Origin of the sequence: Pseudomonas sp. SHLD1, assembly GCF_028640935.1 — a bacterium.
Lineage (GTDB): Bacteria > Pseudomonadota > Gammaproteobacteria > Pseudomonadales > Pseudomonadaceae > Chryseomonas > Chryseomonas aestiva.
Genome location: NZ_JAQZAD010000026.1, coordinates 14161 through 37706, shown reverse-complemented (window position 1 = coordinate 37706; position 23546 = coordinate 14161). Strand labels below are relative to the sequence as shown.

General features: G+C 62.6%; 23 protein-coding genes and 3 pseudogenes. 14 read left to right on the top strand and 12 right to left on the bottom strand.

Features of this window, described 5'->3' with window-relative positions:
- Positions 1-156: 156 nt before the first annotated feature.
- Positions 157-600, bottom strand: coding sequence for a DUF2170 family protein (locus PVZ77_RS19030; RefSeq protein ID WP_273808318.1), 444 nt, complete (start codon positions 598-600; stop codon positions 157-159).
- 373 nt (positions 601-973) lie between these two features.
- On the opposite strand from PVZ77_RS19030, the gene PVZ77_RS19025 reads away from it, so the two are divergent.
- On the top strand, positions 974-1399 hold the full coding sequence (locus PVZ77_RS19025) for a hypothetical protein (RefSeq protein ID WP_273808434.1): 426 nt from the start codon (positions 974-976) through the stop codon (positions 1397-1399).
- A gap of 58 nt (positions 1400-1457) precedes the next feature.
- Here PVZ77_RS19025 and PVZ77_RS19020 read toward each other — a convergent pair whose 3' ends face one another.
- Positions 1458-1913 (bottom strand): hypothetical protein, encoded by a 456-nt coding sequence (locus tag PVZ77_RS19020; protein ID WP_273808436.1) that lies wholly within the window; start codon positions 1911-1913, stop codon positions 1458-1460.
- Positions 1914-2341: 428 nt separating this feature from the next.
- Between PVZ77_RS19020 and PVZ77_RS19015 the strand changes: the two genes are divergently transcribed.
- Positions 2342-2782 (top strand): hypothetical protein, encoded by a 441-nt coding sequence (locus PVZ77_RS19015; RefSeq protein WP_273808437.1) that lies wholly within the window; start codon positions 2342-2344, stop codon positions 2780-2782.
- 68 nt (positions 2783-2850) lie between these two features.
- Here the strand turns inward: PVZ77_RS19015 and PVZ77_RS19010 are convergent, their stop codons facing one another.
- A complete protein-coding gene (locus tag PVZ77_RS19010; RefSeq protein WP_273808439.1) occupies positions 2851-3255 on the bottom strand; it encodes a hypothetical protein in 405 nt (134 codons plus the stop codon).
- 139 nt (positions 3256-3394) lie between these two features.
- Between PVZ77_RS19010 and PVZ77_RS19005 the strand changes: the two genes are divergently transcribed.
- The 6 genes from PVZ77_RS19005 (at position 3395) to PVZ77_RS18980 (ending at position 9253) form a co-directional block, all read left to right on the top strand.
- Positions 3395-3583 carry a hypothetical protein gene (locus PVZ77_RS19005; protein ID WP_273808440.1) on the top strand — a complete coding sequence of 63 codons (189 nt, stop codon included), beginning with the start codon at positions 3395-3397 and terminating at the stop codon, positions 3581-3583.
- Positions 3584-3684: 101 nt separating this feature from the next.
- Positions 3685-4410: a hypothetical protein gene (locus tag PVZ77_RS19000; RefSeq protein ID WP_273808441.1), complete on the top strand. Its 726-nt coding sequence runs from the start codon at positions 3685-3687 to the stop codon at positions 4408-4410.
- Between the two features lie 346 nt (positions 4411-4756).
- Positions 4757-5773: an AraC family transcriptional regulator gene (locus tag PVZ77_RS18995; protein WP_273808442.1), complete on the top strand. Its 1017-nt coding sequence runs from the start codon at positions 4757-4759 to the stop codon at positions 5771-5773.
- A 104-nt stretch (positions 5774-5877) separates the two neighbouring features.
- Positions 5878-7536 (top strand): AMP-binding protein, encoded by a 1659-nt coding sequence (locus PVZ77_RS18990; RefSeq protein ID WP_273808444.1) that lies wholly within the window; start codon positions 5878-5880, stop codon positions 7534-7536.
- Positions 7537-7564: 28 nt separating this feature from the next.
- Positions 7565-8698 carry an acyl-CoA dehydrogenase family protein gene (locus PVZ77_RS18985; RefSeq protein ID WP_273808446.1) on the top strand — a complete coding sequence of 378 codons (1134 nt, stop codon included), beginning with the start codon at positions 7565-7567 and terminating at the stop codon, positions 8696-8698.
- Positions 8699-8701: 3 nt separating this feature from the next.
- Positions 8702-9253 (top strand): TetR/AcrR family transcriptional regulator, encoded by a 552-nt coding sequence (locus tag PVZ77_RS18980; protein ID WP_273808447.1) that lies wholly within the window; start codon positions 8702-8704, stop codon positions 9251-9253.
- A 15-nt stretch (positions 9254-9268) separates the two neighbouring features.
- Here the strand turns inward: PVZ77_RS18980 and PVZ77_RS26150 are convergent.
- The 8 genes and pseudogenes from PVZ77_RS26150 to oxdA form a co-directional block, all read right to left on the bottom strand.
- Positions 9269-9985 (bottom strand): annotated as a pseudogene (locus tag PVZ77_RS26150) (methyl-accepting chemotaxis protein); the annotation flags it as partial.
- Positions 9986-10636: 651 nt separating this feature from the next.
- Positions 10637-11314, bottom strand: a complete 678-nt coding sequence (locus PVZ77_RS18970) for an energy-coupling factor ABC transporter permease (protein WP_273808450.1) — start codon at positions 11312-11314, stop codon at positions 10637-10639.
- A gap of 50 nt (positions 11315-11364) precedes the next feature.
- A complete protein-coding gene (locus PVZ77_RS18965) occupies positions 11365-11787 on the bottom strand; it encodes a nitrile hydratase accessory protein (RefSeq protein WP_273808451.1) in 423 nt (140 codons plus the stop codon).
- Positions 11784-12437, bottom strand: coding sequence for a nitrile hydratase subunit beta (gene nthB, locus PVZ77_RS18960; protein WP_273808453.1), 654 nt, complete (start codon positions 12435-12437; stop codon positions 11784-11786). The genes PVZ77_RS18965 and nthB overlap by 4 nt, the downstream gene beginning before the upstream one ends.
- 16 nt (positions 12438-12453) lie before the next feature.
- Complete coding sequence (nthA, locus tag PVZ77_RS18955; protein WP_273808454.1) at positions 12454-13095, bottom strand: nitrile hydratase subunit alpha; 642 nt, start codon at positions 13093-13095, stop codon at positions 12454-12456.
- A 32-nt stretch (positions 13096-13127) separates the two neighbouring features.
- On the bottom strand, positions 13128-14642 hold the full coding sequence (locus tag PVZ77_RS18950) for an amidase (protein ID WP_273808455.1): 1515 nt from the start codon (positions 14640-14642) through the stop codon (positions 13128-13130).
- Positions 14643-14756: 114 nt separating this feature from the next.
- The gene (locus PVZ77_RS18945) at positions 14757-15626 is read right to left on the bottom strand and encodes a transporter (protein ID WP_273808456.1); all 870 of its coding nucleotides are present in this window, start codon (positions 15624-15626) and stop codon (positions 14757-14759) included.
- Between the two features lie 73 nt (positions 15627-15699).
- Complete coding sequence (gene oxdA, locus PVZ77_RS18940) at positions 15700-16755, bottom strand: aliphatic aldoxime dehydratase (protein WP_273808457.1); 1056 nt, start codon at positions 16753-16755, stop codon at positions 15700-15702.
- 551 nt (positions 16756-17306) lie between these two features.
- Between oxdA and PVZ77_RS18935 the strand changes: the two genes are divergently transcribed.
- From PVZ77_RS18935 to PVZ77_RS18905, 6 genes and pseudogenes are all read left to right on the top strand, one after another.
- Positions 17307-18236, top strand: a complete 930-nt coding sequence (locus PVZ77_RS18935; protein ID WP_443218060.1) for a helix-turn-helix domain-containing protein — start codon at positions 17307-17309, stop codon at positions 18234-18236.
- A 696-nt stretch (positions 18237-18932) separates the two neighbouring features.
- The gene (locus tag PVZ77_RS18930; RefSeq protein WP_273808459.1) at positions 18933-19427 is read left to right on the top strand and encodes a hypothetical protein; all 495 of its coding nucleotides are present in this window, start codon (positions 18933-18935) and stop codon (positions 19425-19427) included.
- 68 nt (positions 19428-19495) lie between these two features.
- Positions 19496-19768, top strand: coding sequence for a hypothetical protein (locus tag PVZ77_RS18925; RefSeq protein ID WP_273808460.1), 273 nt, complete (start codon positions 19496-19498; stop codon positions 19766-19768).
- A gap of 151 nt (positions 19769-19919) precedes the next feature.
- Positions 19920-20171: pseudogene (locus tag PVZ77_RS18920) on the top strand (ABC transporter ATP-binding protein); the annotation flags it as partial.
- A pseudogene (locus PVZ77_RS18915) lies at positions 20168-21069 on the top strand (HEAT repeat domain-containing protein); the annotation flags it as partial. The pseudogenes PVZ77_RS18920 and PVZ77_RS18915, both read left to right, overlap by 4 nt.
- Positions 21070-22620: 1551 nt before the next feature.
- Positions 22621-22980: a hypothetical protein gene (locus tag PVZ77_RS18905; protein WP_273808461.1), complete on the top strand. Its 360-nt coding sequence runs from the start codon at positions 22621-22623 to the stop codon at positions 22978-22980.
- A gap of 51 nt (positions 22981-23031) precedes the next feature.
- On the opposite strand, the gene PVZ77_RS18900 is transcribed toward PVZ77_RS18905, so the two are convergent.
- Positions 23032-23319, bottom strand: coding sequence for a hypothetical protein (locus PVZ77_RS18900; protein ID WP_273808462.1), 288 nt, complete (start codon positions 23317-23319; stop codon positions 23032-23034).
- Between the last annotated feature and the right edge of the window lie 227 nt (positions 23320-23546).

Sequence of the window (23546 nt, the reverse complement as noted above, 5' to 3'; positions counted from 1 at the left end):
TGGCCAGCTCGCGCTTGCCTTGATCGATCGCTGCCCGAGCATCGCGGATTTCCTGGTCGATGATGGTGGTCGCGTTGGCGTCGATCACCGCGGTACCGGCCTCGGTGACCTTACCGCGGAACAGCGTGACGAGTTTGGAGAGGATGGAGGGGCTGGTCATAGGGAGTCCTGCTGCTTGAAGAAAGATTGGAAGGTCGCGGCCGCGGTTTGCACGTTGGTTGCCAGCGTGAAGATTTCGGTCAGTACGGTGGCCAGGTCGGAGCCGGCATGCAGCGAGCCATACATGACGTAATGGCCAGCGCCATCAGCGTCGGTCTCGAGGCCGATAGCGGAAAGCGGGAATAGGCTGCGGGATGAAAGGACCGCAGCATTGAAGGCCCGGGCGTCGCTGACCGCCTCAGCAGGCACGAGGGCCGAGTCGACCACGACTACGTCGTTGACGACAGCGATGTAGATCTCGAGGTCGCCCATCGCCGGCAATACGACGCGAATCGCGTCTTGCTGGTCCAGAAGGGCGACGTCGAAGGCGAAGCTGCTGACAGAAACGCCAGATGCCAGCGCGGCGTAAAGCGTGGAGGGGGTCCAGTTCGGTGAGGGCATGCATCGCTCCTTGGCGGTGGCAATTTGCAGCGTGGCGCTGCCAGAGCCAAGCTTGCCGCCTCCCGTGGAAATGCAAGGCCGAGTTCACACCGCCTGGGGGCGTGAACCCAATGTTCCGGACGTATGCAGTGACTTCTGCGCCAGCGGCCTCAGAGCCTGGGCCGATTGTCCGTCGATCGCCGCGACACAGTGGGCGGGTACAATCCACGTTTCCGGATCACCCACGCCTTGCCTCGTGGAATACCGTACGGCGACGCCCGGCCCGGCAACGGGAGTCCGTCTTTGAGCGGGCGTCACTGACGCTATCCGATAACGTTCTGAGCGGTACGCGGTGTTCTCGCAAACTACAACTGCCCCCAACGAGAGCCATGGGATGCTTCCCGATTTCAAGAACGAACCAACCGAACAGGACCTCGAGCGAGTGCTGCAACAGCTGCAGACTCTGGATCGGCGCGAAGCGCTGGGCGTCGGCGCTATCCACGCCTACCTATCGGCGCGGCCGTTCTTCGCCGGCCGCCAGGGCCTGCTGGCATGGGGGCTGGTCCTGATGTCTCTAAGCGTGATGGTCAGCGTCGCCGGCGGCTGGCGCTGGTGGATGGCGATCCTGCCTTCGGTAGTTCTGGCATTCCAGATCGCCGCGTACGTATGGCTTCACCGAGAGGCCGTTGAGGGTTATCGCCTGGTTAAAGACAAGATCCCCCGACGCTACCTGGCCGCCGCGGTCCGGAACCGCGCGCTGCTAGACCGTATGTTCCGGGAGCAGCTTTTCAGGGGCGGACGGGGCTCCGCCGGCGATTGATCGTGGGCGGCCGTTTGGCTCGGCGCACCGGCATCTCCAGTCGGTAGACCCCCATGACCTATAGCCTGGATAGCAGTGACCTGATAGTCGACAGGAAGCCACCAGGCGCGGGCTCGGACTCGGTCTGCCAAGAGGCCTCGCGGTAGGCTGCCATCAGGGAGGCCTCGCGGGAGAGCATCCGGAGCACGCACATGTTCGCATCCGGCGTCGGCTTTTCGAGATGGTACCCGTGTCGATCTCGGAGATAGGCAGCAGCTGCTGCGCTTCTCGATCTGCCTGCCTGGCAGTTGATTACCACGGCTACGCGCTGCGCCGCCAGAGTATCCAATCGAATTCGCAGCTCTTCAGCCTTGGGCATCAGCAGGTAGTCCCGGAAGGTACGTTCGAAATTGCTGCCATACAGCGCGATGGTTTCCTCATCGAAGCCTGCGTCGATGAAGTGGTGGTAGCTGACGCTTTCCCAATGGTTTTCGTCGATCGCTGCCGGGTCCTCGGGGCCATCGGAGATAGACACCAGGTGGCTGCCGGCGGCTGGCCGGAACCGTTCCGCATCGCCCCGGGAGAGGAATAGGCATAGTGGTTCTGGGGATGTCATGTGACCTCGGCATTAGGATAGAAGGCGGACGTTGGCGCCGAAGCCGGCGGCAATGCGCAGGTTGCCAGGTCCTACCGGGACGCAATCCAGAGTTCGACCCCTTTGGTGGGCTGCGATGCCCGTTCCATCCCTCGTGATGAGTGGAAAGTGCGTCGCGCGAGTTCACCCCAATTTGGGGGGCGAATATGCGCGCAGCCACCTGCGCAAAGCCTTGAAGATCTAGTGAAGGGTTACGCGACTGCAGTAAGCGCGAGCTCAGCGACTGGGCTCTTGGGGGGGCACAGCGCATCCGCCGGCACCCAGCGACACCGCATAGTCTGCTGAGGATGCCTGCACGGGAGAACGAGATGAAAGCGATTAGCCGTTTGTTTTGGAGTTTGGTAGCAGGCTCCTTCCTGGGGACCGGTATCGCGTTTTTCAGCGTGCTGATCGGCAAGGGCGGGGAGGAGCTTGGCTTCACCGCCTGGACGTTCTGGTACTACACGATCTGCATGGGACTGTGTGTAGGCTTGCTGGTCGGCTTCGATACCGTCCGTAAGCACGCTGCTTGGATGCTGGCATTCGCGATCGCGATCGGGCTAGTCACAAACGTCGGGTTCGTGGGCATGATAATTGTGCAAGCCACCGGCGATATGGCCGAGCGGATGCAGCAGCAGCTAGAGGCTATGGCGCAGTTGATGGCTCAGGTGGTGATGTATGTGGCGCCGGGCGGGGTGGCCCTTGCCTACGGTCTGATCGCTTATGACACGGTGCGGTCGGGAGCAGGGCGCCGCTTGGCGGCGCGTTGACCGGCGCGCTCGTACGGCTGAGGCTCAGCGACGAGTAGGCCTATCCTCTTAGCCGCGGCGCCCGCTTTCTACCGCGGCGCCAGCTGATCGAGGCTTCCGAACGCATCTTGCTTGAGCAGCGCCTTCACTGCGCGGGTGCGGCGGGTCTGCAGCAAGTTCGGGGTGCCACGCAGCATCTCCACTGCGCCGGCGATCTGCCTCGTGCGAGATCTCAGCCAATTCGCGTCAGAGCTGATCGCAGCTCCGGCGTTGCCGGCCAGCAGAGCCTGGACCTTGTCTCGTAGCTCATCGGTCATCACCACCCGTCCCAGGATGTGGAAGTCGTTGTGCTCAAGCGTACGACAGTCGGCGGCGGTCATTGCGGCGAGGTTGGAAGGGATACCGGCGCAGAACGCCTTGGTACCCAGAAGGCCGACCGCTTCCTGCAGCAGCTCGCCGGCTGATAGCGATCCAGCCTGCAGGGGAATGATCACCCTGGCGCCAGCGTCTATCCAGCTCCGTATCTCCTGCGCATACCGGCGCCAAAGGAGCAGAGTCGCCCGCTGATCGCCCACTACGTCTGGGGCGACGATGCTCAGGTTCTCCGGCCGCATACCTGACCAGGATGGCGACATGCTGGGCGGAAGCCTGTTCGAGGAGGCGCGCCTAGTCGATATCTGCCTGATGACCTCGCTGGAACCTGCCGATATCGAGACGCTCCGCCCGAGCCAGTTGCGCCAGGTGCTGGACGCCTGCAAGAAGCTGAACCGCGATTTTTTCGGGATGCTGGCACGTCTGGCCAGCACCCAGGGCAAGCGTTAGCCCATCTCGAAGCGACCATCTGCACCCTGATTCGCCTGGGACATCACCGAGTGTTGGAATACCCCTGGCGCCTCTTTTTGCGATCCCTGAAGGCCTGAACCATGGCAGACGTTGAACTCCGGCTGCAGGCCGACCTGACCGATGCGCAGCGGAATATCGCTGGCTTCCGCAAGGAATACGGCGCCCTGGTGCGCGAGGTGGAAAAGCCCCTGCGGCAGGTGAATGCCTTCCGTGATCTGGAAACTGCTCTGGAAGAGACCCAGCGCGGAGCCAAGGCTTCCGCCCAGTCGGCACTCCGCCAGGGCGATTTCAAGACGGCAACGGAGCAGGCCGAGCAGGCTCGCCAGATGTTGCTGGACATGCAGCAGGCCGGCCAGAGCACCTATGGGCTGGAAGGCTTCGCCAAGCAGCTGCAGGCGATCGAGCTGGCGGCCAATGACCTGGAGAAGACCGACGCCGACAAGAAGCTGGACGCGATCAGCACCAAGCTGGCCGACCTGAAGAGCAAAGCCTCTGAGCTGGAGAACCTGCAGGTCACGCCGACGCTGCGCAAGCTGCTGACAACGGCGCCCGCAGCCGATCAGCTGATCGTGCGGGACCGCAGAACCGGTGACGACGTGGTCACCAGCACACTGCCCGGGGAGGACGTTGCTCAGCTGCTGATCAGCTGCCTCGCCGGCGCCGCCGTTGCAGCGCCTGGGAACGCCTCCCAGCTGATCGCTGAGTTTGGTTTGGACCTGTGCTTAGACACCGGGACTGATCGCGGGATGCCGCAATCCCGAGAGACGCTGCGGCGGACGCGTGCCGCCCTGCTGACTGTTGCGTGACACACCTGCCCCCGCCCGGGGGCGGGTCTTTTACCGAGTCATTTGAGCAAGCGAAGGCTTGCTGAGCAGACTACTCTGGTATCGACATCGTGAACTGAGTGAGAGTTTTCGACATATTAAGGTGTCCAGAATCCCCGAATTTTACCTCTACTGCGGGTACACTTCAGCACCATCCGCATTCTTCTAAGAAAAAACCATTGGCTAATTTGCAAGAAGTCAATACCCTAAGGGTAGGGCTTAGCTCGCTAAGATACGCACCTTGCTACGCTACAAGCGCGTGTTGGAAGAGCTTTAGTGCGAAAATATTCAGTCAACGATATCTGAAAATATTGAGTCAAAATAGATTATGCCATCGCGCGGAACTATAGCGACAGAGCTTATTCGCGAGGCACTCGCGGCGTTTGTTACGGCTGAGCGTTGCGAAGGGGCGCTATTGGCCGACCTTGGCGTTGACCCTGCTTGTCTTTCAAGTCCAAGAGTTCCAGTAGCGGTCTATGGCCGTATTTGGCGCCGTCTAGCGTTGCACTTTGACGACGAATTCTTTGGAATGGATCCTCGTCGCTTACGCTCTGGAAGTTTCGCCTTCCTTTGCCGACTCTGCTTGACCCAGTCACGCTTGGGCGATGCTTTGGAATTAGCTCTCAGATTTTTAAATATTAACTTCGAGAGCTTGAGCGCGCAGTTGATCAGGCAGCACAGCCTAGCATCGATCTTACTGCGCGGTCCGGAGGACCAGGCCCATAGGGCCTTTACGTACTTTACTTATTGGCTAATCATACATGGAGTCGCTTGCTGGTTAGTTGGCAGACGTATTCCATCGATGGCGGTAGAGTTAGATTGTTCTGAGCCTGGTTTCACCGATGATTATCAAGTGCTATTTTCGAATAATCTAAGATTCGGTCAGCCGCACAGTCGTTTGATATTCGCGGCAGAAATACTCGAAGCCCCAATACGGCGAGATCTATCAGACTTACCTAAGTTTCTTGCTGTCGCGCCGAATAATATTTTGCAACGCTATCGCGATGCGACCAGCTTGGCCGAGATTTTAAAAGGTCGTCTGCGGTCCCTGCCTGGGGATTGTTGGCCGACAGCCGCGACTCTCGCACAAGATCTCAACCTGTCTACAGCTACGCTTCGCCGCCGATTGGCAGAGCAGGGGCAGTCCTATCAAGCGTTGAAGGACAGCGTGCGCCGGGAGCGTGCTATCAAATGGTTAGCTGAGCGCGACCGAACTCTCGATGACATCGCAGTGGCGCTGGGGTTTTCAGATGCACGCGCATTCCACAGAAGCTTTCGCAAATGGACTGGTATCAACCCGGGCCACTATCGTCAATTTATCCTCGCCGATAGTACATCTGCTTGACTGACCAAAATGCTCACGCCCTTAGGCGCTTTAGGTCATTGCACTGCGGAGCGCGCGCGCTAGAGTCGATCCCACTCTAAAACAACAAGATCGAGGAAGGGGTCATGCAGGATTATGCCGAAGTCCATGCTCGCTTCGACTATGCCACCTGTGTCGCCGAGCGCCTGAGCGGCTCGCTTGCAGCCGTCAACGCCTGCGTCGAATGCTGCGATCAACACGCGCTGCCCGGGCGGATCGCGTTGATCTGGGAGGGCCGCGAGGGCCAGCGGGAGTCCTGGACCTTCCGCGAGCTGCAGCAGCGTGCCGCGCAATTCGCTGGCTTTCTCGCCAGCCAGGGCATAGGCCCAGGGGACAGAGTCGCCGGCTTGCTACCACGCACCCCGGAATTGTTGATCGCCATTCTCGGTACTTGGCGGCTCGGCGCGGTGTACCAGCCGCTGTTCACCGCCTTCGGGCCCAATGCCATCGAGCATCGCCTGGCAGTCTCTCAGGCGCGTCTGGTGGTGACAGATGCCGGCAATCGCAGCAAGCTGGACGAGGTGCCAGGTTGCCCCGCGATCCTGACCGTGGGTCAGCGACGCGGCCTAGGCATTGAGCGGGGCGATTTCAGCTTCTGGCACGAGCTGGAGCGCCAGCCGACCCTCTTCAACCCCGTATTACGGACCGCGGAAGATCCCTTCCTGCTGATGTGTACCTCGGGTACCACCGGACCGGCCAAGCCATTGGCCGTGCCGCTCAAGGCTATCGTCGCCTTCAAGGGCTACATGCTCGAGGCCATCGACCTGCGACCCGCCGATGCCTTTTGGAACCTGGCCGACCCGGGTTGGGCCTATGGCCTCTATTACGCGGTCATCGGCCCCCTCGCGCTGGGCCATCCCATGCTGTTTTACGACGGCCCTTTCTCCGCCGAGAGTACCTGTCGCCTGGTGCGTGAGCATGGCATCACCAACCTGGCCGGTTCGCCCACCGCCTACCGCCTGCTCATCGCCGGCGGCGAGGCGGTCAGCCAGACCCTTCGCGGCCGCCTGCGGGTGGTGAGTAGTGCAGGTGAACCGCTCAACCCGGAGGTCATCCGCTGGTTCGCCGAGCAGCTGCATGCCCCTATTCACGATCACTACGGCCAGACCGAGCTGGGCATGGTGCTGTGCAATCATCATGCGTTGCGCCATCCGGTACAGCCTGGCACGGCCGGCTTCGCCAGCCCGGGCCACCGGGTGGTGGTGCTGGACGAGACGACGCGGCAGGAACTGCCGGTAGGCGTGCCCGGCATCCTGGCCCTGGATCTTGCGCAGTCGCCGTTGTGCTGGTTCGGGGGTTATCTGGGCAGCCCGACCAAGGCCTTCGTCGACCACTACTACCTGACCGGCGACACCTGCGAGCTGAACGCCGACGGCAGCATCAGCTTCGTCGGCCGCGCCGATGACGTCATCACCACCTCCGGCTATCGCGTCGGCCCCTTCGAATTGGAAAGTGCGCTGATCGAGCACCCGGCGGTGATCGAGGCCGCGGTGATTGGTAAGCCCGACCCGGAGCGCACCGAGATCATCAAGGCCTTCGTGGTGCTGCATCCCCGCTTCGAACCGAGTCCGGCGCTGGCCGAGGAGCTGCGCCTGCACGTGCGCCGGCGCCAGGCTGCCCATGCCTATCCGCGGGAGATCGAATTCGTCGCCGAGCTGCCGAAGACCCCCAGCGGCAAGTTGCAACGTTTCATCCTGCGCAACCAGGAAATCGCCAAGGCCCAGGCAACTCGGCAGAGCGCTTAGCCATCCCATCCATGCAAGGAGAACGGCCATGCTGATAACCGAAGAACAACAGGGCATCGTCGATATGGCCCGTCGCTTCGCCCAGGAGCGCCTCCAGCCCCATGCCGCCGACTGGGACCGCAGCGGTGCCTTCCCCCGTGATGCGCTGCGGGAGATGGGCGAGTTGGGTTTCATGGGGATGCTGGTGTCGGATACCTGGGGTGGCTGCGACACCGGCTACGTCGCCTATTCCCTGGCCCTGGAAGAGATCGCCGCTGGCGACGGGGCCTGCTCCACCATCATGAGCGTACACAATTCGGTCGGCTGCGTGCCCATCGATCGCTTCGGCAGCGACGAGCAGAAAGAGCGCTTCCTAACGCCCCTGGCCACGGGCGAGATGATCGGTGCCTTCGCCCTCACCGAGCCCCAGGCGGGTTCCGATGCCAGCGACCTGCGTACCCGGGCCCGGCGCGACGGTGACCACTATGTCATCGACGGGGCCAAGCAATTCATCACTTCCGGGAGCCGGGCCGGGGTGGTTCTGGTGTTCGCGGTCATCGATCCGGCGGCGGGCAAGAAGGGCATCTCCGCCTTCCTGGTGCCCACCGATACCCCCGGCTACCAGGTAGTGCGCGTCGAGCACAAACTGGGTCTGCACGCCTCCGACACCTGCCAGATCCAGCTCGATGGGGTGCGTGTGCCGGCGAGCTACCGGCTGGGCGCCGAAGGAGAGGGTTATCGCATCGCCCTGGCCAATCTGGAGGGCGGGCGTATCGGCATCGCCGCCCAGGCCGTCGGCATGGCCCGCGCCGCCTTCGACTATGCCAGGGGCTACGCCCACGAGCGGCAGACCTTCGGCAAACCCATCGTCGAACACCAGGCGGTGGCCTTCCGCCTAGCGGACATGGCCACCGAGATCGCCGTGGCCCGGCAGATGGTGCTGCACGCGGCGGCCCTGCGCGATGCCGGGCGACCGGCGCTGGTGGAGGCGTCCATGGCCAAGCTGTTCGCTTCGGAAATGGCCGAGCGTGTCTGCTCTGCGGCCTTGCAGACCCTGGGTGGCTACGGCTACCTGAACGATTATCCGCTGGAGCGGATCTATCGGGACGCCCGCATCTGCCAGATCTACGAAGGCACCAGCGACATCCAGCGCCTGGTCATCGCCCGGCATCTGGGTGACTAGGCAATGGCTGCCGCCGCGTCGCACGAAGCCATCGATGGCACCGGCGAGCGCCTGCGGCAGGCCGCTTTGGAATTGTTCAGCCAGGATGGCTACCACGGGGTGAGCCTACGCCGGCTGGCCAGCGTCGTGGGCCTGCTGCCCGGCTCGCTCTACAACCATTTCGAGGGTAAGCAGGAGCTCTTGTTCGAGTTGATCGAGGACTACGAGCTGGAGGTGCTGCAACTGTTCAAGGCCGCGGCGTGCAAACTTCGAGCCCGGCAGGCACCCCAAGCGCTGCTCGCAGACTATCTCCTGCTAGTCCAGGCGCAGCAAGCGTCCGCCCAGGTGGCCCATCACGAATTTCGCCATTTGACTCCCCGGCAGCAGACCTGCATCCGGGGGATCAGGCGCCAGCAGGTCCAGGCCTTGAGCGCCGTTCTTCGTTGCAAGGGGCGTGAGCAAAGCCTTGCGCTGGAAGGTCTGGCGCAATTGCTGCTGGCCCTGCCCCCGGCGCAGGCCGACGACGCCGTGGCCAGTGGTGTCGCCGGGCTGATCGTGGAGCTGGTGCGTCCTTAGACGATCCCGCCCACGTCAGGCTTTTCCTCCACCGGGAGTCTTGGCCTGCGTCTGACCCTCGAGCATCTCGACCGCGGCCGTCGTAGCGTCGCTGGCGCGGATCGCCAGTTTGCGCACCTCGTCGGCGACCACCGCGAAGCCGCGCCCGGCGCTGCCAGCCCGTGCCGCCTCGATGGCCGCGTTGAGTGCAAGCAGGTTGGTCTGATAGGTGATGCCCTGGATGGTACTGACGATGCGGGTCAGGCGTTGCAGGGTGGCCTGGGCCGCCGCGCTCTGCTGCTCGTACTCCTGGCGCAACCAGCGTTCCTCTTCCTGGGTCTGGATATCGATGATGGCGCCGACCGTGCGCAATGCGGTGCCGTCCGCACTGCGTTGGCTTTCGCCGCGTCCGCGGAACCAGCGATAGTCGCCGCTGCGCAACCGGAGTCGATAGGCGACGTCGAAAGGCGTCCTGCCGCTGCGGTCGCCGACATGCTCGACGAAGGCCTGCACGGCGCGATCGCTGTCTTTCGGATGCAGATGGGAGAGCCAGCTGTGGAGCACGTCGGGAAATTCCTCCACCGACTCGTAGCCGAGCAGGCGCCGCATCTGCGGGGAAAACCAGATGATATTGGCAGGGTTGGCCGGGTCGCCGTCCTTGATGTCGATATCCCAGAGGGCATCCTGGATGCAGTCGCGGGCGATGTCGAAGCGGGTCTTGAGCAGGGCATGGGCCTGGTCGCGGCTACGCTGCTCGTGAACGTCCTGTAGCGTGCCCAGCAGCAGCGGTGGCTCCCCCGGGGCGGCAGCGAGGCATCGACCCTGCAAGGTGAAGCCTCGATAGGTGCCAGCGCCCTCTGCCAGGCGCAGTTCTAAGCTGAATGGGTTAGGTCCTTGAGGGGTGAGCAGGGCGTTGCTGACCTCCGTGCGCTCGTCTGGATGGATCAGCTCCAGCCAGGCCGGGAACCGCGTCGGCAAGACGCCGAGACCGGGAATGTCTGCCGACCAGCGCAGCCTTGGCTCATCCTGCCCCTGGCCAGGGGCGGGTAGCCTGAGTTCCCAACAGGCCCCCTTGGCGGGCGCGACCTGCTGCCAACGTCGCTCGGCCAAGGCCAGCTGCCGCTGCAAAGCCTGGCATTGAACATCCAGTCGCTCCGTCTGCAGCTGCAGTTCTCTGACCTGTTTGACGAGGTCCAGCCGCGCGGCGAGTTGCTGGTCGACGGCGGTTTCCAGTCGTTTCAGCCTTGGGTCCGCCGTCGTGAACGGGGTCGCCCTTGCGCCAGTCTCCAGGGCGTTAATGAGGCCATCGAGCTGGCGCTTGAAGGTGCTACTGAAGAGGTCCATCGGCAACTCCTTTGCGACCTATCCGGCGCCAAACCTGGCGCCGGATAGGCAGTCCTTCGTTCAAGCGGTTTGATAGAGGCGGCGTTCGAGCCAGGCATGGCCTTGCAGGCGCGTGGCGCGTCTGGCCAGGGCCAGCACTCCCAGGTCGACCAGGGGTTCGAGCAGGATGACGCTCAGGTAGGCACCCCCGTAGCTGGTGATGGCGACAAGGTTGCTGCTGGTGAAGCCCTGGCCATAGAGCGCCCAGAAGGCCACCCAGGCGACGATGCCGGCCTGGAAGGCGGTGGACAGTGCCAGCGCCTGGCGGTACGTGAGGGCCACGTAGGGTGTACCGGGGGCGATCAGGTGCTTGGCCAGCGCCGCCGTGGCGAACAGGGGCACCAGCAGGGTGGTGACGTTCATGCCGTACTGCGGCAGGTCGAAGGGGGCGAAGAACAGGCCCTGCAGCAACAGGCCCAAGGCTAGGCCCAGGGCCACGGGTGCGGCACCGAAGAGCAGGAACAGCGTCGAGCCGAGGATGAGATGCACCTCGGAGACGCCGACCGGGTAATGCGGCAGCACCTCGAAGAAGGCGAACACCAGGGCGGTGGTCGCCAGGCTGCGCGCCAGCAGCGATCCCAGGCCATGTTCGCGCAGCGTCGCTCCCAGCATTTTCAGGCCGTAGGCGCCGGCACCGGCGGCGGTCAGGTAGCTCAGGCCGATCTTGCCGGCATCCACGAGTCCAGGTTCGATATGCATGACGATCTCCAGGCCGCCTTGAGGCGGCGCAAGGGTGGGGGGATTGAGTTCTAGAGCGCCTGGCTGACGGCTACGGGCGCGCGGCGAGGCGTATGGTGGTGGTGCCCGGTGGTCGGCGGACAGCTGGCGTGGCTCAGAGCCACCGCCTGGCCGTGGGGTGTGTTGAGATAGGCCTGGCGCCATGCTTCGGTGCGCTCGGCGATGGCCGCCGCCGTGGTCAGGCCCAGGCTTTCCACCAGGCGCTCCGTCGCCAGCAACCACTGCCGGTAGTAGGCGTCGTTGACGCTTTCGGTGGCGGTGACCGGTGCTTCCTTTATCACGGCGCTGAAGATCGCCACCCAGTCCTGCCATGGGAAAAGCCCACCGCGATGCAGATGGACCACCAGGGAAAAGGCCTGGGCCTGCCAGGGGCTGTCGAAGGCCGGGCCCTCTCCGCTGGGCGACAGGGGCTGTTCGAATACTTTAGTCGTCATACCGCCTCCAGATAGCTGTCCCACAGGTCGATGCAGATGGAGTCCGGGCTGTCGCTGCCCCAGAGTTCCCGGGCGCTGAAGCGCACCGCGTAGACCTGCTGCGGCTGTTCGCCCAGTCCATGGGCGACGGTGTCCGGCGTGATGAACAGCCCGTGCACCCGCTCGACGGTGCCGAGCTTGCCGCGGGCATAGCGCGGCAGGCGGGTGTGGCCCGCGGGGTTGAGGTTACGGGTCCGCACCTGATCGCCGAGCTGGAAGCGTCCCGGCTCGCCATGGGTGGTCCGGGCTGAGGCCCCGCCCAGGACCACCGGCTGGACCAGCTCGGGCGTCAGGACCGTGACCGGCTGGGTCGGCGCTGTCGGCTTGGCCTGGCCGTGCAGCTCCTCGGCGCTGATCACGCCCTTTTCCACGAGCAGCGTCTCGAAGGCGTGCAGCCAATGTTCGTAGTAGCTCGATTCCAGGTATTCGTTGGGCGACATCCGTTCGATGGCGTGGCGGAATTCGTCGACATTGAAATAGCCGCCGACGAACAGCGAAGGAAAGAGCGCGAACACCCGCCGCTCCCATTCGGCATGGAACACCGGCTCGCTGGCGGGCGGGGCCACGGGGCCCAGGCCGTGCATGCCGCCGAGATCGTGAATACCGTTCATGGGCAAAGCTCCTCTGCTAGGCGGCCGCGGGCGGCAGCGCCAGCCCGGTACCGATCATGGAATCGCGGGTGACCAGGGCGGCCAGTTGCTCCTCGCTCCAGCCAGCGGTGCCGTCCGGGCGCTGCGGCAGCACTAGGTAGCGCAGTTCGGCGCTACTGTCCCAGACGCGGATTTCCCGGTCCGCGGCGATGCTCAGCCCGAACTCGGCCAGCACCCCGCGTGGGTCCATGACAATGCGCGAGCGATAGGGGGCGGACTTGTACCAGGCGGGCGGCAACCCCAGGGTCGGCCAGGGATAGCAGGAGCAGAGGGTGCACACGGTGACGTTGTGCACCGCCGGGGTGTTTTCCACCACCACCATGTCCTCGCCCTGGACGCCGGAAAAGCCTAGCTCGGCGATGGCGGTGGTGGCGTCCTCCAGCAAGCGGCGGCGGTACTCGGGATCGGCCCAGGCCTTGGCCACCACCTGGGCGCCATTGCGCGGGCCGATCTGGTGTTCGTAGGTATCGATCAGGGCATCCATGGAGACCGGATCGATCAGGCCCTTCTCGAGTAGTAGCGATTCCAGCGCCTTGACGCGCAGGGCGACGTCCTCCGGCGGCTCGGTATGGTCGTGGTCATGGTCATGGTCATGGTGGTGATGATGGTCATGGCTCATGCGGCTTCCTCCTCGGTACAAATGGGTCCGTCTCACAGGGTTTGCCAGTCCACGCTGGCCTCGAAGGCCGCGGCGGCCTGGTAGATGGTGCTTTCGGCGTAATGTGGACCCACCAGCATCGCTCCTACTGGCAGGCCGTCCACGGTGCCGCAGGGCAGCGACAACGCCGGATGACCGGTGATGTCGAGGGGGGCAGTGTTGCCGATCATTTCGAAGGCGCGGGCGACGTACTCGGCCAGGGTGGCGTCCGCTGCCGGCAGCGGCTGGGCCACGATGGGCACGGTGGGCAGCAGCAGCAGGTCATAGCGCTCCAGCGCCCGGTCATAGCCGGCCCGGGCGCGGCGGGCGATGTTCTGGGCCTTGGCATAGAAGCGCCCGCGATAGCGCTCGAGACCGTACTGGCCGACGAACATGCACAGCTTAAGGGTGGGCGAGAGGTGATCGGCCCGCTCGCGCCAGGCGCTATGTGCATCCAGCAGGCCGACGTCATAGAGACCCTTCCAGTTAAAGCCCATGCCGTTGCCGTGCATCATCTGAGCGGTGAGGCCCTCGCAGCCGATGGGCTGCCAGAGCGCGCCGGCCAGCAGGTGCTCGGGTACCGAAACTTCCTCGACCCGGGCGCCGAGGCCTTCCAGCCGTGCGGCGGCCTCCCGCACCCGGTCCGCCACTCGTGGATCCTGGTTGGCCAGTCCGAAGCCTTCGCTGAGCAGCGCGATGCGCAAACCCGCCACCCCGCGATCCAGGGCCAGGGTATAGGCAGCCACCGGCGGCGCGTACTGGCGCGGATCCAAGCCATCGGCGCCGGCGATCACCTCCAGCATCAGGGCGTTGTCGGCCACGTTGGCAGTGATGGGGCCGAGGTGATCCACGGTCGCCTCGATGGGCATGGCCCCGGTGTAGGGCACCAGGCCGTGGGTGGGCTTCATGCCATAGGTGCCGCAGAAGGCCGAGGGGATACGGACGGAACCGCCCTGGTCACCACCGATGGCCATGTCCACCATCCCGGCGCCGACCAGGGCGGCGCTGCCGGACGAGGAGCCACCAGCGCTGTAGCCTTGCCGGCGAGGGTTGTGTACCGGGGTGGGATCCGAGGTGTGGCTGCCGCCGGACAGGCAGAAATGTTCGCAGGTGGCCTTGCCCAGGATGGTGGCGCCGGCCTCCAGCAGGCGGGTCACCACGGTGGCGTCGTGGCTCGGCACGAAGCCTTCGAGGGTGGCGGAGCCATTCATCATCGGCACCCCGGCCAGGGCGATATTGTCCTTAAGCGCCACGGTGCGCCCGGCCAGTTTGCCGCCATCGGCGCCCTGGACTTCGGCCCGGTAGTACCAGGCGTTGAGCAGATTTTCCGCGGCACCGGGCCGGTGGCCGGCGCCGCGGGCGAATCGTACCGGCGGGACTTCGTCGGGGAGATCGTCGATCAGGTCGTAGGCGTCGAAACTAGCCTGCATCAGCGCCAGGTAATCCTGCGCCTGGTCGGTGCTCAACTGCATGTGCAGGCGGCCGGCAAGTGCCTGGAGCTGGGCGGGGGTGGGGCGGGTGATTGCCATGGAAAAGTTCCTTTCTCGAGCCACTGAGGCGGCTAGGTATCTAGGAGGGCTTGCTAATGTCCCAGGCTTGGGCGTGATCACTACGACAGAACTGCCCTTGCTGTCAGCGAGGCGCTAGAAGACGTGGGCATAGCGCAGATTCAGGCGGAAGTCCTCGCGGGTGCCGTTCTTCACCTTGAGATCGCGTCCAAGCTGCAGCTGCAATTGATCCTTCGCGGTAAAGAACTTTGTCGCAGTGAAGCGAGCGTTGGTGGTGTTCTGTCGATCATCTTGGTCAATGCCAGCGACGCGGGTTTCGCCACCCCAGTTGTGTCCGAAGCCCACGGCCAGGGAGGAGGTCGCGTCGGGCATATAGCGCACCATCAGTTGGGCGCCATAGGAGACATCCTGCTCGCGGCGTACCGAAGCGCTGCCGTAGTCATCGTTATCGCCGTACCAGATGGTGTCGCCGACGAGATCGACTGCCCATTTTTCGTTGAAGTGCTTGATGTAAGCAGCCTGCATGTCGACCTTCCACCGGTGCTCGCCGAAGTTGAGCGCATCGTCGCGGTCATAGCTGCCGGTCGGTACATAGAGATAGGCGGTGGCACTGAGCGTGTCGCGGGCCTCGTTTAGGCGATACTTGATCGGGGCAGTCAGGATCAGATCACCGATACCCGTGGTGCTATCCAGCGCCGCGGCGTCACCGCGCCCTTGTATATGACCGAAGGGCAGCAGGAATTGCGGATCGATGGTGATGCGGTCGGTCAACTGATAAACATGCAGCAGCCGCAAGATGCCGACGTTCGAGGTCAGGTCGAAGTCCGAACTCGCCTTATGGCCCTTGCTGTAGAGGGCATCCGTCGTCGAGTATTGGTAATACAGAGCGCCAATGGTGACGCCGGCGGGATACTGCTCATAGTCTCCCGGCGCTACTTCTACTGCAGCGGCGGACAGCGACGTTAGAACGCCACTGAGTGTCAGGGAGAAGCGGACGGCTTTCATGGCGAAGTTCCTTTTTCGGGCAATGGGCTCCTCGTCCACCCAGGGCAGACGGGGCTTGAGGAGTAGGCCTGCGTTAAGGTGTCAGCGGCTTGGCGTCGCGCAGCATGCCCGTGGCCGGATGGCAATTGATGTACTCGAACTGTTGGCTGTTGCCGTCCGCGACCGACACCTCGTGGTACAGCCGCAGCTTGGAAAGGCCGCCGATCACCCGGAAGAAGGTGGTGAAGATGCGCAGGTGTGTCGGATGCGATTCCGCCCAGCGCTCCAGCTTGTCCAGCGAGCGCCAGTGGCCTATGTCGTAGGCGATGTCCAGTAGGTTGCCGTCCAGGTCGATGTTGCGGACGAATCTGTTGCTGTAGCAGCCGAGGGGCTGGCCTTCGTCGCGCAGGAAATCCATGCCCGCCTGCAGCGGCGGCAGCAATTCATTGAAGTAGATATCGCGCTCTTCCTGGCCGGCCTCGACCCAGTCCTGGCCGGAGCGGATCAGCGTCAGGTTGTCATGGCCGCGGATCACCACCCGGCCACCTAATTGTGGATCGCCGGAGATTACTTGGAGCTCGGAGTCAGGCTGCATCCGGCTGGTCTGGGAGACCGGAAAGCGATCCCGCGCCGACCCCCAATAGCCGTGCTCTTGGATATCGCCGCTGATGCCATCCATTAGGGCGCCGACCCCGGGTAGCTCCTCCGTGAAGGCGTACAGCGTCTCGAACTGCTCGGCGCGCGGCGCTATTACCTCACGGAAATAACCTAGGTCTTCCTGCAGACGGGCGTCGGCCGCCCACCACTCCGCGACCTCAGGCGAACGCAACCAGCGGCAGTAGGCCTCGGGGTCGCGCCAATAACCCACCACGATGAAGTTGCCGTAGCCCCGGGCATCTTCGTGATAGGTGAGGTCGTGATTGCCGGGGCCGTCGATCCCCGCGAAGCTGGCCACCATGATCCGCAGCGCGTGCAGCGCCGCAGCGCGCCGCTCCTGGCGGAACTGCACGCCGAGGTAGGCCATTACCACCTGAGTCAGGTCTTCGCCTGCGCGGGCGACGAACATGGGGTACGGCGGCTCGTACTCGTCATGTACGCGACGACTCAGGGTGCGGGGGCATTGTAGGTGCTTGGCGATGGCGGATTCCATAGTGATCTCCTCAACACACGGCGGGATAGGCTGTTACCGACGAACCCTGGCTCGGCTGCTTAGGCGCAGCACCAAGTGCTGCCAGGCCGTTACGATCAGTAGCGCCAAGGCTTCTTCGGCCACCAGCTCACCAGGATGGGCACTTACCCATTCGGTGGTAGAAAGAGAGGTGCCAGTGCTGATCATCTCGATACCTGCGGGTCTAGGTTTCGCTAAGGCTCAAGATAAGGCGCAGCCGTCTGGGCCGGCTTGTCCCTGCAGGACAGGGGCTTGACTGTGAGGGACAGCGGCGCTGACTCGCTGCGGCCTGCACCAGCGCGGATCGCTACGGAGCACCGCTGCCTTGATTGAGTGCAGCCTAGGCAGCGTTTCTTTAGCTACGGGGCCAAAGGGCTAGCTGCACCGCCGCCTTCCGCTTCCTGGCAAATGTGGCAAGGCGCGAGATGGCTAAGGCCTGGACGGCAACGCGACCTGCTCTAGTGCGGGGCTGGCATGGCTTTTGCCGTGAATGGCCGCTATAGATCGGCATTGATCTAGCGAGGATGAGCACCGTGAGCAGCACGCACTATTCCACTCAGGTCGTCTCCAAGCAGCGGCGCTTCGAATATTGGAAGGAAGTCGTCTGCCGGCATTGCATCCCGGCCTCCAGTCGGCCCGAATCCGGGTTGGATTTCGAGGCACAGCTCCAGGTCGTATCTCAGGGCTTGCTGGACGTCTGTACGCTGTCCGCACCGCTGCACCACTGGCGGCGTAATGCCAGCCACCTACGCAGCGGGCCGGACGATGATCTCTGGCTCGGCTTAAGCCAAGGAGGTCATGGACAGCTAGAGCAGGGCGGACGACAGGCAGTCCTGGCCCCGGATCGACTGTTTCTCTACGACGCCGATCAGGCCTTCGATTTCAGTCTAGGTGGCAGCCACTGCCTTTTACGTATCCCGCGCTACCTGCTCAGCACCCGGCTACCCGGCGTGGAACGGCTCACCGCCACCGTGCTTGATGAGGCCCGGCCTGGCGTCGTGCCATTGCGGGAGATGTTGCGCCAGGCTGCCGATGGCATGCCGGCGCTGGAAGCCCCGGCCTATTCGCTGCGTTTCTCCCAGACGCTGCTCGACCTGCTGGTGCTCAGCCTGGAACTGCAGGGTTCAGAGCGCGCCGTGGCCGAGCGAGATCTTTACCCGCGGCTGATGAACCACGTCTTGAGACACTTAAGCGATCCGCACCTGAACCTAGAGAGTGTTGCCCAGGCGCACCATGTGTCGACTCGCACCGTGACCAGGGCCTTCGCCCGTCACCAGAAGACGCTGATGAGCGTGGTCCTGCAGGAGCGGCTACTCGCCAGCCGCCAGGCCATGGAGCAGGGACGTTGTCGCAGTGTATCCGAGGCGGCACTGGACTTCGGTTTCACCGATTTTTCGCATTTCAGCCGGTCTTTCCGCAAAGCTTTCGGTGTTGCACCACATTCGCTTCTTCAAAGACACTGAGCTGCAGGGGACGCCGACACCCCGTCGATTTGAAGATCGCTAGTATATGCTAGCCCCGTATAGCGCAGTCTGAATTCCCATCTACCCAACTTAAACCAAATGAATGAATACCTCGGGTAAAAGTCTGCTCTAGTCAAGTGCTTATGCTTGGCACCGGTACAGCTAGCGCTACAGTGCGCATCTTGAGAGGCTGTGGCGGTGGCATCTCAACCTGCTATATATCCCACCCGGTATAACTTCCGAGGGCAGGCCTCAGGCCAAGTCTTTTGAGCAAGCGAAGGCTTGCTGAGCAGACCTCTCCGTCATCGAGGTCGATGCCATGAAAGCCAGCTGACGTCTAGTCAGCACACTACCAACCCAGCGCGGGGCTGCATGATCCCGCGTGGGGATCATGCAGCCCCGCTTTTAGGAGCAGACCATGAACGATCGTACCCTTCATACCTTCATCGCCGCTCTGCGTTTCTGGCAGTTGCACGAGGGTTAGCATCCATCGTCGTTGGTGGATGTTGTCAGCAACGACCGTGAGGTCGACCCGCTTTCCTCCAAGGAAATCGACGCCCTCATCGAGAACCACCTGAACGCAGGCGGCGCCAGCCAGTATTCCTGGGTTGCCCGTCGCAGCGTCTACGTTTCCTAACCCCCTGGGTGGCCATGTCCCCCTCGGGGCATGACCACCTCCTACTCCCGGAGATAGTCATGAAACTCACCTACACCTGTTCGCTCGTTTCCCGCGGTTTCAAACTGGTTGATCAAGCTGTCGGTTACGACATGCAAGATGCAGCCAGACGGTTCCTAATGGACGGCATGGGAGCGTTGGCGGCGCAGCGGTTCGATATTTGCGTCGTCGATCTGCAGAGCGTTCCTGAGCCGCATACCACGGATGCGTTCATCCTGAGCGGTGGCGTCGGTACGCAGCAGCCGTGGACCCTGACGGTAGCCCAGCAAGGCGAAACCGTTACGGTCAATGTCCTGGTTCGCTACAACGACGGCGGAGAGGTCTTGGTCCAGGCAGACAGCCCGATCAATCTCTTCTTCCTGCAGGACGGCGATAGCGACTTTGATAGCGAGGAGAAACCGGAGACCTGCGTTTCGGTGGGTAGCCTCGATCTCTACGTCCAACGCATCGTTTGCCAGCCCACCGATGTCACCGAGCTACTGGCGGCATTCGGTCACGTGCCGCCAAACCACTGATCAACAACTCAACCCTATCGGGGCATTACCCCCGATAGAGGGTGTGCCTCCTTCAACTGGAGCACATCATGAAATTCCCGAACTCGATCCTGTCTTTTCCGGACCGTGGACCCTGGGGCAACAGCCGCTACCGCGGTAATTGCAGTGGCCACGTCATCCAGGGCTTCTCTGCGATCTATCACCGGCGCAAGGATGGCCTGGCGTTCGATCCCAGGGTTGGCGGGGGTACCTCGGTCGAGGTGGCTCAGGAGATGGGGCTGCGTTTCAAAGGTACCGACCTGCTAGGGCGCGCATTCGATCGAACAGCGGCAGGTAGAGGGCCACTACCTCGTCTCGAGTGATCTCCAGGCTCCACTCACCGCCGTGCTCGTGAATCGAAAGCTGCGCCCGCGGCTGCTGTCCGAGTTGGTGGCACACGCGCTGCGCCAGCGCGCCGGTGGTGGCGTCAGGCCGGCCTGTGGCCGCCGGCGCCGCCAGGAAGTGCGCGACCGTGACATCGACGAAACCCTGTTCCTCGCCGACCGCTTGCTGGTCATGAGTCCGTGACCCAGGCGCTTCATCGCCAATCTACGTCTGGAGTTTGCTCGGCCAAGTCAGACCGAACTGCTCACCAGTCCCGACTTCGTCCATCTCAAGCGTCATTGCCTGGAGCTGCTGCGCCACGAAGGAGGCTACCTGCTACATCGGTGGACACCGCTCGGTTTACCGCCTCACACCCATTCGCCGCTGAGGATCGCCCTGTGAGTAGACCTGTGATCAATCATCCTGCCATCCAGGCTCTCGCCGCTCGATTGTCCAGTGCCGACGAAGGCATCCGGCGCATCGCCCTGATCAATCTGGCCGACCTCGAAGAGCCTTCGGTGCCACCCTGGTTGTTGGCGGCCCTGCGCGATGATGCCGCGGCCACGGCCCGCGCTAAGCCGGCGCGCCTGCTCCAAGCTTGGGAGGAGAGCGCAGTGGTCAAGGCGCTGTGCGCCGCCTTGGCGGAAGCCGAGGGCTCCGTGTGCGCCGCGGCCGCTCAGAGCCTGAATGAATTATGCGATCCCGAACTGGTTCGTTTGCTGCTGCCCTGGACCGCGCATGCTGATCCCTCCGTCTGGGCCGAGGCCTAGCGCGGCCTACGCGACTTGCGCATGGTCGAAAGCGCACACCAGGCGCTACAGGCGCTGGCTGACCCCGATGCCGCCGTGCGCCGTGAGGGCGTCGGCATCCTCGGCTGGATAAAGGCTTGGGATTCTTGCACACCCTGGCGCAACTGCTCGCCGACGACCCAAACGCCGAGGTGCGCCGCGCTGCCGCCGGAACCCTGGGTATGGCCCGCGATAACTAGGCCCTGGCAGCCCTGGTGGGTGCCCTGGCCGATCGTGAATGGCAGGTGCGGGAAGAGGTCGCCACGACGCTGGGCAAGTTCGGAATGCCTGGTGGAGTCGCTGCCCTAATTGCGGCGCTGACCGACGACTTCTGGCAGGTACGGCTGCGGTCTACCGAGGCGCTGGTGCCGTTGTTGGAGGTGCTTGGCCATCCCATCAGCAATCTACGCAAGGAGGCGGTCTTGGCCCTCGGCGAACTGGGCGAACCGGGCGACCGCGCGGCCTTGCCCAGGCTGCGAACGGCGGCCGCCGACGGTGACCTCGCGGTGCAAGGCCCCCAGGTTGGCCTAGACTTAGCTTGGCGAGCCTCAGTCTTCAAGGCGTCGGTGCACCTGCACAACCAGGATCGCGTGCTACGTCTCCGACGGTCTGACGAGAGCAGGCAACAACTGGGCCATGCCCGTCTATGGGCGATGTGTCCCTGGCCTTCTGCAGAGCGGCACGCCTCGCAGGTCATATCGACAATGCGCCGGCCGACGTGCGTGTCAAACGCATCGAGCCATTCGGCTATGGAGTGCAGCTCATTTTAAGCGATGGCCGTGATCGCGGTATCTATCCGTAGGCTTACCTACGGGAAATCGGCCTGGAACCTAAGGGTACCTGACCTAACCTTAGGTCGAAATCGAATCGGTTCGTGACCTCTTTGTACGTATAAAAATCGGCCGGTCTGCTGCCCATGCCTAACTGAAAAGAGTCGTTGGAACAGGTCATGGCTGATTGAAAACCAACCGTCATGCCTAGGAGAACCGCATGAGTTCCACGTTGGCCGATCGACTGCAGTAGCGCTACGGCAGCGCCGATGCTCCTACCGGCGTGCTGAGCAACTCGGTGCTCGAATGCCTGCTCGCACATCGCAGCGTCCACGCTTTTCTGAATCAGCCACTGCCGCAGGGAACATTTCAATCACGCTACTGGCAACCAGGCGCACGAACTCGAGGGCGGGCGGTGAAGCCCAAAATATCGAGATCGTCGGTCACTCGTCTCGCTCCACGGTAGCCATGGCGCACAGACCCGGCAATAGCCAGATTTGGTAGGTTAGGAAGCCGACAAGCTGAGCCGGAACTACACAGTCAATGATCGTCACCCCCCTACTCGCTCCGCGCACGATCGCGTAGGCGATACCGCATAATTACTCGATCAACGGGTCTGGTGGAGGTTAGACGGCAAATAATTGCACTCCTGCATCCCACCATCCTACGCACTGATCCGCAACAATTTGCGAGTTGCCACAGCCCTGGACCATCCCATCTTTGACCCAGCCGCCGTGCTAGTGGACCATGCGGTAGCCAGGCTCACGGCTCGCAACCAGCTGATGGGCGACCTGTACTACGGTGAGAATTGGCCAGCGCTGAAGATCGCGCGCTGGAGCAATGTTGCCGAGGCCAAGGCTAGAGCGTTGATTAGGACCGGAGTAGGCTGGATTGACGTGAAGTTGGAGAATCTGACTCAGGCCGCGTAAAAACACTTTTCTACGCGGAAAGAGTGTGTTTTTATGGCAGCGTATTCCAGTTCACAGCGAGCACGAAACATCCTGAAGCCCTGGCCTAGCGCCGGGGCTCTTCGCATCTGGAGCTATGCATGAGTGGTGGATCAGCCATATCGCATCAACGAGTCAAAGCGCTTATTGAGCAAGTTCGTCAGCAGCAAGAGCTTGTTCGTCGTCTCCGCTCTGAGTGTGATCAAGCAGAGCAGACTCTTTACCAGTTGCAGCTTGAGACGACACAAGCAACTGAAGACTGGATCGCTAGCGAAGTAGATCTAGATAGAAGTTGATAGCCCCGGCCTCCGTGCCGGGGTTTTTGCTCATGAGCCGAGATTCAACAATGTGCATCGTTGATCGCGAAGCTTTTCTTGCTATGCCGGCCGGTACGGTATTCAGCAAGTACGAACCATGCATCTTCGGAAACCTGGAAATCAAGGGCGAAAGCAACGCGAACATGCAGGGAGTACTGATTGACTTCTGGTCCCAGGATCTGGCCGGGGCGCTGCAAGCTGATAGCACTGAAGAGTTCGAGGAAGCCTGTGATTGCGCCGCCGCCGGCGAGAACATCCAGATGCATTTGGAAAGCCAGAGATGGGACGGGCTCTATGACCGGGACCAACTGTTCGCAGTCTGGGAATCGGATGATGTTAGAGCCTTGATCGTGCGATTGCAGCAAGCACTCATCGAAACCCAGCCATAGCGTTGAGCTTTTTCGTTTCAAAGGAAGTGCTCAGTCCACTGGAATTCTCACTCAGCTGGACGCAGACCTAAGCAAGCTATCCTGCAAACGCTTTTTCTTGTTGAGTGATTTTCGTGGTCCTGCTGCCTGATCGGCTAATTGATTGCACAAGCGCGCCGAGATATCTGCCATAGAGCAGATGTCGATGATCGCGAGCAGCGGGCCTTCGAAAGTGGCGGTACTGTCGGTTATGGCATCGCGGACAGTTAGAACGCGGCTGTCTGGATCCCCCTCGCTCTGGCCAAGTGTTACATCGAAGTTCGTAGGGAAAAACGCCTGCACATAGGAGCGCAAGCTCATCCTTTCTACTCGGTTTCGCATCGCCGATTTTTCGCTTAATCAATGCGAGTCAGTCTGGCACGCGCAGGTACGCTTCGCTCAATAGGAAAGTAGTGTCCTTGCCAGTGCTCCTACGGCTTCAGAAGAGCTGACGTTACCGCGGTCTCTGACACGAGATCTGCTGCTGCCTCAGCCAGGGCGATAAGCTGATTAATGAGTTCCTGCGTCAAAGGATCGAGAGAGGTCAT

Bases quoted from the DNA above. Each gene is read 5' to 3' on its own strand.
- PVZ77_RS18945 (WP_273808456.1), bottom strand. From the start codon at position 15,626: ATGAAAGCCGTCCGCTTCTCCCTGACACTCAGTGGCGTTCTAACGTCG.
- PVZ77_RS19015 (WP_273808437.1), top strand. From the start codon at position 2,342: ATGAAAGCGATTAGCCGTTTGTTTTGGAGTTTGGTAGCAGGCTCCTTC.
- PVZ77_RS18900 (WP_273808462.1), bottom strand. From the start codon at position 23,319: ATGAGCTTGCGCTCCTATGTGCAGGCGTTTTTCCCTACGAACTTCGAT.
- PVZ77_RS19030 (WP_273808318.1), bottom strand. From the start codon at position 600: ATGCCCTCACCGAACTGGACCCCCTCCACGCTTTACGCCGCGCTGGCA.
- PVZ77_RS19025 (WP_273808434.1), top strand. From the start codon at position 974: ATGCTTCCCGATTTCAAGAACGAACCAACCGAACAGGACCTCGAGCGA.
- PVZ77_RS18905 (WP_273808461.1), top strand. From the start codon at position 22,621: ATGTGCATCGTTGATCGCGAAGCTTTTCTTGCTATGCCGGCCGGTACG.
- oxdA (WP_273808457.1), bottom strand. From the start codon at position 16,755: ATGGAATCCGCCATCGCCAAGCACCTACAATGCCCCCGCACCCTGAGT.
- PVZ77_RS18990 (WP_273808444.1), top strand. From the start codon at position 5,878: ATGCAGGATTATGCCGAAGTCCATGCTCGCTTCGACTATGCCACCTGT.
- PVZ77_RS18970 (WP_273808450.1), bottom strand. From the start codon at position 11,314: ATGCATATCGAACCTGGACTCGTGGATGCCGGCAAGATCGGCCTGAGC.
- PVZ77_RS18980 (WP_273808447.1), top strand. From the start codon at position 8,702: ATGGCTGCCGCCGCGTCGCACGAAGCCATCGATGGCACCGGCGAGCGC.
- PVZ77_RS18950 (WP_273808455.1), bottom strand. From the start codon at position 14,642: ATGGCAATCACCCGCCCCACCCCCGCCCAGCTCCAGGCACTTGCCGGC.
- PVZ77_RS18930 (WP_273808459.1), top strand. From the start codon at position 18,933: ATGAAACTCACCTACACCTGTTCGCTCGTTTCCCGCGGTTTCAAACTG.
- PVZ77_RS18995 (WP_273808442.1), top strand. From the start codon at position 4,757: ATGCCATCGCGCGGAACTATAGCGACAGAGCTTATTCGCGAGGCACTC.
- PVZ77_RS19000 (WP_273808441.1), top strand. From the start codon at position 3,685: ATGGCAGACGTTGAACTCCGGCTGCAGGCCGACCTGACCGATGCGCAG.
- PVZ77_RS18985 (WP_273808446.1), top strand. From the start codon at position 7,565: ATGCTGATAACCGAAGAACAACAGGGCATCGTCGATATGGCCCGTCGC.
- nthB (WP_273808453.1), bottom strand. From the start codon at position 12,437: ATGAACGGTATTCACGATCTCGGCGGCATGCACGGCCTGGGCCCCGTG.
- PVZ77_RS19005 (WP_273808440.1), top strand. From the start codon at position 3,395: ATGCTGGGCGGAAGCCTGTTCGAGGAGGCGCGCCTAGTCGATATCTGC.
- PVZ77_RS18965 (WP_273808451.1), bottom strand. From the start codon at position 11,787: ATGACGACTAAAGTATTCGAACAGCCCCTGTCGCCCAGCGGAGAGGGC.
- nthA (WP_273808454.1), bottom strand. From the start codon at position 13,095: ATGAGCCATGACCATCATCACCACCATGACCATGACCATGACCACGAC.
- PVZ77_RS18925 (WP_273808460.1), top strand. From the start codon at position 19,496: ATGAAATTCCCGAACTCGATCCTGTCTTTTCCGGACCGTGGACCCTGG.